This window comes from Sphingobium sp. 22B (assembly GCF_001580035.1).
GTDB classification, from domain to species: Bacteria; Pseudomonadota; Alphaproteobacteria; order Sphingomonadales; family Sphingomonadaceae; genus Sphingobium; species Sphingobium fuliginis.
Window position 1 is genome coordinate 94,661 of the sequence record NZ_LTAB01000001.1, and the last position, 10,797, is coordinate 105,457.

Annotated in this window: 14 protein-coding genes; 6 read left to right on the forward strand and 8 right to left on the reverse strand. The window is 60.1% G+C overall.

Annotated features, from left to right (window positions below; all coding sequences use genetic code 11):
- Window positions 1-9: 9 nt before the first annotated feature.
- Both arsC and A0J57_RS00415 read right to left on the reverse strand, forming a co-directional pair.
- Window positions 10-441, reverse strand: coding sequence for an arsenate reductase (glutaredoxin) (gene arsC / locus A0J57_RS00410; protein WP_044662160.1), 432 nt, complete (start codon window positions 439-441; stop codon window positions 10-12).
- A 74-nt stretch (window positions 442-515) separates the two neighbouring features.
- Window positions 516-845 carry a helix-turn-helix transcriptional regulator gene (locus A0J57_RS00415; RefSeq protein ID WP_044662161.1) on the reverse strand — a complete coding sequence of 110 codons (330 nt, stop codon included), beginning with the start codon at window positions 843-845 and terminating at the stop codon, window positions 516-518.
- Window positions 846-1,076: 231 nt separating this feature from the next.
- Between A0J57_RS00415 and A0J57_RS00420 the strand changes: the two genes are divergently transcribed.
- Window positions 1,077-1,337 carry a hypothetical protein gene (locus A0J57_RS00420; RefSeq protein WP_044662162.1) on the forward strand — a complete coding sequence of 87 codons (261 nt, stop codon included), beginning with the start codon at window positions 1,077-1,079 and terminating at the stop codon, window positions 1,335-1,337.
- A 127-nt stretch (window positions 1,338-1,464) separates the two neighbouring features.
- Here A0J57_RS00420 and A0J57_RS00425 read toward each other — a convergent pair whose 3' ends face one another.
- Complete coding sequence (locus A0J57_RS00425; protein ID WP_044662163.1) at window positions 1,465-2,175, reverse strand: hypothetical protein; 711 nt, start codon at window positions 2,173-2,175, stop codon at window positions 1,465-1,467.
- 224 nt (window positions 2,176-2,399) lie between these two features.
- Between A0J57_RS00425 and A0J57_RS25090 the strand changes: the two genes are divergently transcribed.
- Entirely contained in the window at window positions 2,400-2,600 is a 201-nt protein-coding gene (locus A0J57_RS25090) for a hypothetical protein (RefSeq protein ID WP_076605733.1), read from the forward strand.
- Window positions 2,601-2,635: 35 nt separating this feature from the next.
- On the opposite strand, the gene A0J57_RS00430 is transcribed toward A0J57_RS25090, so the two are convergent.
- Both A0J57_RS00430 and A0J57_RS00435 read right to left on the reverse strand, forming a co-directional pair.
- Complete coding sequence (locus A0J57_RS00430; protein ID WP_044662164.1) at window positions 2,636-3,304, reverse strand: alpha/beta family hydrolase; 669 nt, start codon at window positions 3,302-3,304, stop codon at window positions 2,636-2,638.
- Between the two features lie 154 nt (window positions 3,305-3,458).
- Window positions 3,459-4,283: a MucR family transcriptional regulator gene (locus A0J57_RS00435; protein WP_044662165.1), complete on the reverse strand. Its 825-nt coding sequence runs from the start codon at window positions 4,281-4,283 to the stop codon at window positions 3,459-3,461.
- Between the two features lie 226 nt (window positions 4,284-4,509).
- Between A0J57_RS00435 and A0J57_RS25820 the strand changes: the two genes are divergently transcribed.
- Window positions 4,510-4,986, forward strand: coding sequence for a hypothetical protein (locus tag A0J57_RS25820; protein WP_137709741.1), 477 nt, complete (start codon window positions 4,510-4,512; stop codon window positions 4,984-4,986).
- A 652-nt stretch (window positions 4,987-5,638) separates the two neighbouring features.
- On the opposite strand, the gene A0J57_RS00445 is transcribed toward A0J57_RS25820, so the two are convergent.
- The 3 genes from A0J57_RS00445 to A0J57_RS00455 all read right to left on the reverse strand — a co-directional run bounded on the left by A0J57_RS00445 (window position 5,639) and on the right by A0J57_RS00455 (window position 7,125).
- Window positions 5,639-6,073 (reverse strand): hypothetical protein, encoded by a 435-nt coding sequence (locus A0J57_RS00445; protein ID WP_235600725.1) that lies wholly within the window; start codon window positions 6,071-6,073, stop codon window positions 5,639-5,641.
- 65 nt (window positions 6,074-6,138) lie between these two features.
- Window positions 6,139-6,483 (reverse strand): hypothetical protein, encoded by a 345-nt coding sequence (locus A0J57_RS00450; RefSeq protein ID WP_044662167.1) that lies wholly within the window; start codon window positions 6,481-6,483, stop codon window positions 6,139-6,141.
- A 63-nt stretch (window positions 6,484-6,546) separates the two neighbouring features.
- A complete protein-coding gene (locus A0J57_RS00455; protein WP_137709740.1) occupies window positions 6,547-7,125 on the reverse strand; it encodes a helix-turn-helix transcriptional regulator in 579 nt (192 codons plus the stop codon).
- A 409-nt stretch (window positions 7,126-7,534) separates the two neighbouring features.
- Between A0J57_RS00455 and A0J57_RS27340 the strand changes: the two genes are divergently transcribed.
- Genes A0J57_RS27340 through A0J57_RS00465 form a run of 3 tightly spaced genes read left to right on the forward strand, consistent with a single transcriptional unit; the run spans window position 7,535 to window position 10,782 of the window.
- Window positions 7,535-7,852 carry a sigma factor-like helix-turn-helix DNA-binding protein gene (locus tag A0J57_RS27340; protein WP_369118707.1) on the forward strand — a complete coding sequence of 106 codons (318 nt, stop codon included), beginning with the start codon at window positions 7,535-7,537 and terminating at the stop codon, window positions 7,850-7,852.
- Complete coding sequence (locus A0J57_RS00460; RefSeq protein WP_235600726.1) at window positions 7,849-8,733, forward strand: toprim domain-containing protein; 885 nt, start codon at window positions 7,849-7,851, stop codon at window positions 8,731-8,733. Before A0J57_RS27340 ends, A0J57_RS00460 begins: the two co-directional genes overlap by 4 nt.
- A 33-nt stretch (window positions 8,734-8,766) precedes the next feature.
- Window positions 8,767-10,782 (forward strand): ParB/RepB/Spo0J family partition protein, encoded by a 2,016-nt coding sequence (locus A0J57_RS00465; RefSeq protein WP_044662170.1) that lies wholly within the window; start codon window positions 8,767-8,769, stop codon window positions 10,780-10,782.
- The last annotated feature ends 15 nt before the right edge of the window (window positions 10,783-10,797 follow it).

The following is a 10,797-nucleotide window of genomic DNA, read 5'->3' on the forward strand; positions in this document are numbered from 1 at the left end:
GGCTCGCGGTCACGCGGTCACGCGGTTGCCATCCGCGTCGATCACCAATTCCCCATCTTCCTTCGCAAAAGGACCGCGCTGGGGCGCCGGCAGAAGGTCGAGCACTTCTTCGGACGGGCGGCACAGCTTCACGCCCAGAGATGAGATAACCAAAGGCCGGTTGATCAGGTCGGGATGCGCCATCATGGCATCGACCAGTTGATCGTCAGATAGCGTTTCGTCCTCGAGGCCCAGTTCTGCGTAAGGCGTGCCCTTTTCGCGCAGCAGTTCGCGCGGGGTCATGCCGGCGCGTTCCATCATCTCGACCAGCAGGGCGCGGGCAGGCGGGGTCTTGAGGTATTCGATGACATGCGGTTCGATTCCCGCATTGCGGATCATTGCCAGAGTGTTGCGTGATGTGCCGCAGGCGGGATTGTGATAGATGATGATGTCGTGGATCATATGGATACTCCTGTCGGCGTTGTGACGCCGTCACTTTGCGTATTCCCTGATGTATCGAGGTCATAAGACTTCGTTCAGCAGCAGGCGAGCTCTGCCAGCAATGGTTCACACAGTTCCGCGCGCCCCTCGCAGCAGTCTTTGGCGAGAAAGATCATAAGGCCGCGTAGAGCATCGATGTTCACACGCTGGATTTGCTGGCGGCCGCGCTTTTCGGCCGTCACCAGTCCCGCCTTCACCAAGATGGCGAGATGGGTGGAAAAGGTACTCTGAGTGAGGCCGCTTGCGTCGACCAATTGCCCGGTCGACAAGCCGTCGGGTTCATGTCGAACCAGCAAGCGGAAGGCGGCGAGCCGGGTGGGATGGGCCAGGGCCATCAGAATCACGAGGGCATTATCAGTGTTCATGCATCGGAAATAACCGATGAAACCGGCCTGTCAATATCCATCGGAAATTTCCGATAACACGGCTGCCTCCACGGGCTGCTGCTCGCTACCCCTGAGACTTGATCGCCGCGAAATAGCTGCCGTTCCGGAAACTGAAACGTGAATATTTGCGCTGAACGACCGGGATGGGCCGATTTTACTTCATTCGGAAGGTAATGGCTGACTACCGACGGCGAACAAAAAAGGTAAATAATGGCCGAGAAAAATTCAATCGACGAGCGACGCGAACACTTCGCTTATTGCGTTCAACTGTTTGGCGGAACCACTGCCTTCTCACGGCGCCTTGGCATAGACGAGCGCGCCATCCGCCGATTTATCAATGGCGAGCGGCCTCTTGGTGACGGACTTCTGGAAGACACCGCCAAGGCATTGCACCTGCTCATCGCTGAAGCTACCACTGCCGAAGGAAAGATCGCCGCCATATTGAGCTCTCTGCCGACCGATCCGTCCTAGAGCGCCCATCAGGCCCGTAGTGGTCAGCGTGCGACGGGTCGACGCTCAGGACGTGAGGATCGGAAATTTTGGCTGTGCAACCAATACGGTTCGCGAGCTGCCATGATCTCGCTTGCTCCGTGCATCGCTAGTGGCGGCTGGTAGGAATTAGGAATTGGTCTGTATCGGCGCGGATGACCGTCGACCACAGCCTCGTTTTCGTGAACAACTTATGGATCGGGTAAGGCTCGCCGTAACGTGTTTCATCCAGCAGGCCCAACCAACAGAGCGGGCGCAGGATATGGCTATACGCCACGGCGTGGACCCGATGGTTGTCGCTATCAGCATCGAACACCGCCTTCACGAACTGGTCATCGGTCACGCCCACATGAGCCTCAACGTTCAGGACGCCTAGGAAAAGTAGCCAGTCCTCATCCAGTTGGTCGCCATAGAGGGTGTATCGGGAGTGATCGAGGACGAACAGCAGATGGTGGGCGAGCGCAATCCAAAGATTGCCAGGATGCCCGAGCAAATCCTTCCCGGCTGCCGTGATATGCAGGAAGCCCTTCCGGTGACGTGCCAGCTTGGCGCTAATCAACAGGTCGTGCAGCAGCATCAAGGGCGGGAAGTCGGGTTCGTTGAGGACCTTGTTGACAGCGTATAAGTCTTCGGCGGTGTAGTAAGGCCATTCAAACGCTTCCGCCGCCCATGTGACGAACGTCCGCTTCAAAGCTCTATTCGGTGTCAGGCCAATGGGGCCGACGTCCAGCATATATTTGAGCATCAGGCGAGCGGCGCGCAGCATGTGCGCGTTCGGCAGTGCCGGGTCGTCGTGCTGAGGGGCAAAGAATTCGATCATGAGGTGCGCAGATTGCAACCTGTCAGGCTAGCAGGCAACCGTCGATGTTCTGCGGCGCTCAGGCTGGCCAAATGATGGCCGAGCGGGAACAAGCGGAATGTGAACTTTTAGGGAAGCGATCGTGAGCGTTGAGTGACGAAAATGGATCGTGCCTGGGTCGAAAGCTGTGGAAAAAACGCAGATGCGTGTAGACATCCAGCGCAATCACGCTCTACGCGGACGCGATGAGCATCGTTGCCACCATCATGAATTCGACCACCGGCCAACCCATACAAAAGATGACTTTTGGTCGGATGCCAAAGCCTTGGGCTACTTTTCATCTGGAGAACGGAGAGCGGGTCACCGCCGATCGCGTAAATGTCGGTAAACCTGCGCCAGGCAAGTTTGTTGCCCCTGTCGAAGTCTGGGTTACCCCCAAAACCTGAGGGTTCTATCGCGCATTGACCCTTTGCCTTTGCAGTTACAAAAGCGACGAAACCCAGTCATCCAGCGCATCAAGAGCTTCGGCTTCGGAATCGGCCGAACTTCTCCCACTTTTCCTAGCCACCTTGAAGCTGTGGTCGGCTTGATCGACCATATGTAGCCTGGCGCGGTCGCCGAGGTCGGAAATGACGGGCTGTAGCAGATCCATTTCCGCGAGCGCATCGCGCGAGCCGGAAATGAACAGCATGGGTATTTTGATGCAGGTGAGGTGATCGGCCCGTTCGATCCCCGGTTTCCCTGCCGGATGTAGCGGAAAGCCGAGGAAGGCCAGGCCTTTGACCGCTGGCAGGGGCTCCTCGGCCTGGGCTTGCGACGTCATGCGCCCGCCAAAGGATCGGCCGCCGGCGAAGAGGGGGAGTTCTGGCGCCAGTTCGACCGCTCGCGCTGCGGCCGCGCAGACGACAGCATGCGCGAGCTTGGGGCCATCGGGCCGCTTCGACCCTTTCTCCATGTAAAGAAATTGATAGCGCAGCGTTGCAATTCCTCGGGCAGCGAGCCCCTCGGCATTCGATGCCATCGCCTGATGGTTCATCCCCGCGCCGGCCCCATGGGCAAAGAGAAAAAGCGCCTTTGCAGTCGGGGGACGAAGCATCAGCCCCGACACTGCTTCCATTCCAACCTCGATGCGGACGGGCTTCGGCCCCATCTGACATGGCCTTTCGGTATCGGGAGAACTTCTGCCCGCGAGGACGCTAAGCATGAGAACCATTGGATCCGGCGCTAATGACGGCGGCGGCATTTCCGGCTGCACCCGTTGGCGAATGGAAAAGGGGACGCCATTGCGCCCCCATTCACGAAACTCAGGCAGGCGTTTCGGACTTGTTGCCTGAGCCCAGATGCGCGCCGGCGGCAGAAAGGGCTGCTTTCAATGATTTGGGTTTCGTCGCGGACTTGGCCTTGGTTGGCGCCTTCTTTTCCGTCGGCTTGGCGTCGCCGGCAGCGGGTGCAGGCTTGGCGGCGGGAGCTGCAGCCTTATCCTTGGGACCTGCAATGGAAAGGCGTTTCCGCTCGTCAGCCTTCGCCTTAGGTGCCTTGGCGCCGGCCGCCTTCGGCGCGCTCTTTGCTATCACAGCCGGTTCCGCCTTTGCCGCCGAGGCGGACTTCTTCGAGGGAGCCGACTTGGTCGTGCTCGCCGCCTTGGGCGCTGCGCTATCCACGGTCGGTGCGACATTTGACGGCGCTGCCTTCGCTGCATCCGTCTTTGGAGCAGCCGCGGAAACGGTGGGCTTTTTGCCAAGGCCCAGCTTTTGGGCAACGGCACGCCGCGCCTCGGAATAGCTGGCAGCTACAAGTGGGTAATCTTTGGGCAGTTTGTAGCGTTCACGATACTGCTCGGGCGTGAGACCATTGGTCGCCAGGTGGCGCTTCAGCGTCTTGTAGGGTCTACCGTCGATCAGGCTCAGAATGTGATCAGGAGAAGAGAGACTTTTGCGGATCGTGACCGCGGGCGTGAACGTCGGCTCGACTGCCAGATCGGCTTGCGCGGTCGGCGTTTCGACGAGCGCTGCGCGCGTCGTCTTGATCAGTTCTGCAAGGCCTTCGCTCGGCACCGTATTGCGAGACACATAGGCGCTCAAAAGCTGGACGGTAAGTGCGGTGATTTCAGTCTGATTGTCGTCGGCCATTATGCGATCCCATGCTTACTCAATAATTGAAGCTTTTTGCGTGCTACACGGTCAAATGTAAATATTGCCTGAGCGCTCATTCGAAAGGTCTATCTACCTTCATTTATCAATTAGCAACTTGGATATAACGCAAACCGCGAGGTCCAGCTGATCACTCAATTGCAGCGGCTTGACGCATCACGAACAGGACTGCATGGGCCCGGCCTATTCCATCCAAAGGAGCCCCATGTCCGACATCAATGCGCGTTCTGATCTCAGATCGCGCTTGGCCAGAATCTGGGAAACCCAGACGGAAAAGCCACGACCACTCATTTTTCTCGTATCGCCAGGGAAGGATCATGGTGACGACTTCCGACAAGCTGCCGATGCGCTCGGGGTTCATTATATTCGCCTGCACCTACAGCAAGTCGTGACCCCTGACCAACATGAGCTCTTCACGCAGGACAAACCCCGGCTGGTCGTGATTTCCGGCATCGATCAACTGACCCCCGGCGAGCGCGACGCGATGGTTCGGCTGCTTCAAAATGGCCCCCGGACACTCGCTGTAATCCTTTGTCAGGTTGAGGCTGACACCGCACGCAACATCATGTCCGCATGGCGAAAGCTGCGAGCAATCGAGGAAGCTCAGGCGCTGCGGGCGGCGGACACTGGAAAGGGCACTAACGCTGCAGCGAACAGGGTAGCCTCAGGAGCCGTCGCGTAGATGGGGATAAGCCGGTCCAGCGCCTTTTCGATCGTCTCCAGCCCATTGGAGGTAAGCCTCACCTCGATCCCTCTTTTATCGCGTGGAGCTGCCACCCTTGCTACGACCCCCTGCGCTTCCATCAGGTCGACCTTCCGCAGTGCTGTGGAAAGCGGAACATTGGCAAACATGCAAAGCGACCAGAGATATGACGGGCGTCCTTCTTGTGTCGCCAGGAAAAGTTGCAGCGCCATGTCCCATATCGGATTTGGGCAAAGGCCGTAGCCGAGACATTCCCCCACAACCTTGCGGGATGCGATCAGTTTCCGGCAAATATCCACGCGCATGTGCGGCATTTCGTGCATCGATGGACTCCCTTCATTTGAACGACAGAGGTTTCGTTTCGGCTTGAGTTCTCGTCACGGGGGCAGCGGCGAACCGCTTCAATCGGGCCGCTTCCAGGGTGTTCGGCTACCCGCGCATCCCGAATTCGAAAATGACCTTCCGTTGTCGGGCGCCGTACGTTGGTGCCCAACTGGACCTTGTCAGTCCCGTATCGCGATATTGGACCCGACCGGTAGCGCCCTGGACAAAGCTGGTTCGGGATCGACCGTTCAGTTTGGCCTTCGATCGCGCGCCGCCTTACGGGTTCTTGAGTTCCGGCGCCCCCGGATCAACAATCCGTTCGCCAGGGATCATCCGACCCGTTGCGGCGTAACCGGCCGCGATGGCGCCAGGTGGCGGCGATCAGCATCGTCTGCGCAACCCAGCTCCAGAAACCGGCGGCCTCCATATACGCTTCCGGCACGATGTCCGGGACGATGGCGCGGGTTAGATGAACAACCACTTCGGATCCCAGGATTCCCGCGATCCAGATCGGCCAGAACCTCGTGCTGCGGAACGAGAGCGCGAGGAACACGCCCAGCATCGCCAGGTCGACGCCCAATATGCCAGCCTCGACAAAGCGAAACCGGGCAGCGCTGGGCTGGACAAAGGCAATGCTCGCAAGAACACCGAGAACCAGGGTGGCCGCCGCGATCTGTTCGGGTCGACCACCCCTTGCAAAGGCATAGAGCGAGCTCATGATCAGAAGGCACACGAAGATCATTTGCCTGGTCATCACCTATTGAAGCGGGCAATATTACGGATAGTCAATGATTTACCGCGATTTAATCATGCTGCCCGCAGGTGCCGATCGGTGGCAGGCGGACCGTCCGCCGCGACCTTGAACACATCACCATAGGCTCGTTCGCCAAGCCCGATGTCATCGCTCGCCTGCTTCAGCCTGGCATGGGTTGCCACGATCTCCTCCCGCGTCCTGGCCACAAGAACTACCGCTGCCGCCGAGGATCGAAATGCGTCCTGTCCGATGGAAGCGGCAAGCCTGCATTCAAGCCGCGCCAGAGGAAGTGCGGCATTGAGTTCGGCTATCCTGGCAGCGGCGATGTCCAGGGCTTCTTCGGCCGCGAAGAGGCGCTGCGCAACCGAGTGCGCAATGATATGACGTTGTTTGGGCATAAGGTCTCCTTCGCGCAATCCATCCGGCTGCGCGTCGTGGGAATTGGTGCTGGGGAAATTCGCCTAGCGGCGAGCCATGCTGTCGAGGGCTGAGAGGAACGAGGCGGCTTGGCCAGCCGTGAATAGAGCGCCAGACCCAACCATCGCGACAGCGATCAAGATGTAATAGATGTTCAGGTCATTGCTCTGCCTCCGGTTGGAGCGGAGCGGCACATGTTCAAGCAGAGCGTGGATCGCATTCATCAGGATGTTATCACCCTGGGATGAAGCGATTGTCCGGTCCGGCATCAAGTGCGTATCCGCATCGTCTTCGACCGGGACAGAGGGGGCCATTTGCGGCGACGGCGACAGACCCATTGGTTGGGTACCTAAATTCTGGGGGGGTAGGGCGGACACCGTCGATGCGTCCTCAAAGGCGCGGACAATCCTTGCTGCGTCAAACCGATCCATGTCGCCCAACTGCGCGCGGGCCTTTTCGATGTGCTTGTCGACCGTCCAAGGCGATATTCTCAGCTCCTTGCCGATCTTTTTGGAATTGAGATTGTCGGCCACCAGATTCATGCACTGGCGCTGGCGGTCAGTGAGCAGCATGACTTTGGCGCGATAGGCCTCCAGTTCTGGAGGAATGGGCTGTTCTGGCACGAGAGATGCGACCTTCTGCCATGGCGGCCGCCGGGTGCAAAAGCCGGACGGCCAGTCCGTTGCGATAGGCAACGAGTGTCATCAATGCGTAATGTAAAATCAATCGCCCGGGACCGGTCCGGCCATAGTGGTTGCATTTTGGTCACAGCCCGCCGCTTCGCAGCTATTCGCGCTCGGGGTGCAGTTCGGGCTGCCAGCAAGCCGCTGGCGCGCAGGCTGAAGGGGAGGGGGGAGGGGCATGGTGTCACCAGAGGCAAGAGACCTCGCACCATGGGAACAAGCCGCCATGAATCTCTGGGTTTCCAATCCCTTCCGTATTGCGATTGCGGTCATTCAGGCCAGACGCGAGCAAAGGGCTTTTGCCGTCCTCGAGCGGATGCGGGAGTATCTGCGCTCGACTGACGAGAATATGAGCCCCTCATTCCCTGTTCTCCTGGCCGTTGATAACGGCAGAGCAGGTGTCGGGCAAAGCGGTCGGTGTAGCGCTCTGGCCGAATCGGTTCCTGAGCCACTGGCTTCAGGATCGCGCCCGCCAACATCGTTCCCGCTAGCAGCGCTTTCCAGCATGCCACCACTGACACGCTGCATATTGGTCTTGCGCGTTCGGCATCACATGCCTGCTGAGGAGATTTCTCGTCGCTTTACGATCAGCCGCAGGCAGGTGAGGCAGCATCTGCGAAGCGCGATTGCGCAGATTGCGATCTGCAGCGATCGGATCGGGCGGTGAGTGCCGACCTTGATCATGCAGGTGAGGCCATTGTGCGTCGGCTCGGGGGGCGATGGGTCAATGGCGGCGGCATGTGCCGATGTCCGGCTCATGCGGACAAAACGCCAAGCCTGTCGGTGAGGCGAGGAACCTCGACGCTCCTCTTCAAATGCTTCGCAGGTTGCACTTTCGGCGAGATTCTACAGGCGCTGCGTTCCGAGCGGTTTCAAGTCCCTCGTCAGGCGAGCGGCCTGCCCTATGTCGATCCATCACCCTGTCGACGGGAGCTGGCGTTGAAGCTCTGGCGCGAGGCTCAACCTCTCGCAGGCACACCCGCACAGCGTTATCTTGCGTCCCGCCATATCATGACCTGGTCCCCGGCACTTCGCTATCACCCCGCCACACCGCTTGGAGCCGGAAGAAACGTGCGGTTTCTGCCCGCGATGCTCGCTGCGATCACGCATGACCGCAAGCTACTTGGCATTCAGCGAAACTTCATTCAGCTGACCGGGCAGCCGGCTCCCTTGTCCAAGAACAAGCGGAGCCTGGGCACGTTGGGCCGCGGAGCGGTGGAACTCGCCGCGCCAATGGCCACTCTCGGGCTCGCAGAAGGCGTCGAGAATGCGCTTTCGGCCGCGATGCTGCTGGATATTCCGGTGTGGGCAACCCTCGGCGCAGAGCGATTCGCCCGCATTATCATTCCGCCAACCGTCACCCGTCTCGTTCTTCTCGCCGATAACGATCCAGCGGGAGAGCGTGCGGTCGCGCGCGCTCGGGAGGCCTATGCGACCGACAATCGCGACCTGGTGACCCTGTGGCCGCCGCGCTCCTTCAATGACTGGAACCAACTGCTGTTGGCAGGAGGGGAGGTGGAGCGGTGGAGGGCGCGGCTTGCGGCTTGATGGTCAGGGCGCGGCGCGCACCGGAGAATGTCCATGACACAGAAGCCACAGATCATCTTCGTTCCCGCCACCAAGCTGACGGTTGCACCGACCAACGTACGCAAGCGGAGCGATCCCGTTGCCGATGAAGAACTAAAGGCCCTTATCCTCGCCAAAGGCGTCATCCAGAATCTGGTTGGCCTGCCGGTCCCGCGCAAGAAGGGTGAATATCTGATCACGGCCGGCGGCCGTCGCCTCAAGCAGGTCCAGGCGCTCATCGCAGAGGGCAAGTTCGACGCGGAATATACAGTGCCCGTTCTGGTGCTGGCCGACAAGAATGACGCGGTCGAGATCAGCCTTATTGAGAATGTCGGGCGGCTGAATATGACGCCCGCCGAAGAATGCCGCGCTTTCCAGGCCATCATCGAAATCGAGAAGAAAACGCCCGCCGACGTCGCCAAGCGCTTTGGCGTCACCGAGCGATTCGTACTCGGCAGGCTCCGGCTCGCTGGGCTTGCCGATGTCATCTTCGAGGCGCTGGCCGATGGCGAGATCACGCTCGACGTCGCCAAGGCCTATGCCAGCATCAGCGACACGGGTCGGCAGGCCACCGTGTTCGAGGAACTGGGCGATGGCTGGGGTGCGAACAACTGCGGCGAGATTCGCCGCCGCCTCATTTCCGGCTTCTATCGAGGCAGTGATCCCAAGGCCCTGCTGGTCGGGCGGGACGCCTATATCGCGGCAGGTGGCCGTATCGACAGCGATCTCTTCTCGGATGCTGCGAATGAGAACTGGATCGACAGCGAACTCCTCGAACGCCTCGCCGATGAGAGGATGCGGGCAGCGGCCGATGAGATCCAGGCCCGCGAGGGCTTTGGCGAACTGCGGGTCGTCTGCCACCCACGCGTGCCCTATCTGGACGTCATGCGGCTCGACGAGATCGAGGGAGAGCCCGTCCCACTGACCCAGGAAGAGGAAGTTCGCCAGCGCGCCATCGAGCAGGAACTCGAGGCGATCGCCGAGAATGCCGATGAAGACGGCTATTCCGATGAGGAGCAGCAGGTCATCCAGACGCTCGAAGCGGAATATGACGCGCTCAATGAGCGGCCGCCCGTTCTTACGGAGGATCAGAAGGCAACCTCGCTTGCCTATCTGGTGATCGGCCAGGACGGTAAACCGCGCCTTTATGAGCAATATTACGCCATCCCGGAACCCGAACCTGAAGCGGACGAAAGCGAGGGTGATCTTTCGGAAGATGTGGAGCAGGATGAAGAGCCGGTCGAGGAAGCCAGTTCGCGATCGCCGATCAGCCAGCGCCTCGCTGACGAGATGGCGATCATGAAGACCGAACTGCTCCGCGTCCATGTCGCCAGCGATCCACATTTCGCGCTCGACCTCGGCACCTTTTTCATGGTCGATGCCACACTCGGCTACCGCCATGACCTGCCTAGCGATTTGCGCGCGACGGCGCCCTGTTCGCGCGTGCCCGGGTTCGAGAGCGACACGCCAGCAGCGGAACAATGGGAAGAGCTGAAAGCGGGCCTCGATCGAAGTTGGGCAGACTCGCCCGATATCACCGATCGCTACGAAGCTTTCTGTGCCCTGGATGAGGACGCCCGCGCATCCTGGCTCGGTTGGGCGATCGCACGAACCCTCCACGCGGTGCCGGCCGGCGGCGCGGGTAGCGCGATGCTCGATCATCTCGGCCGCAAGCTCGGCATCAAGGTAGAGGACTGGTGGCGTCCGACCGCGCGCCGCTATTTCGACCGGGTAAGCAAGAACACGATCCTCGACCATTTCCAGGAGGTTGGCGGCGTCGAGCTTCGCAGCCGCTATGGCGCGTCGAAGAAGCATGACCTCTCGCTCTCGGCGGAAAAGCTGTTCGGCGGGCAGATCATCGTCGAAGCCGCCGTGAAGGAGAGGGCGCTCGCCTGGGTGCCAGAGGCGATGCGGTTCCACCATGATGGTGAACCGGCACGGGCCATCGACGGCGATGACGATCCTTCGGCCAGCGGCATCACTGACCAGGGCGCAACGGACGAAACCGGCGGGCTCTCCGAAGCCGCCTGACCTCCGACCGGGCCG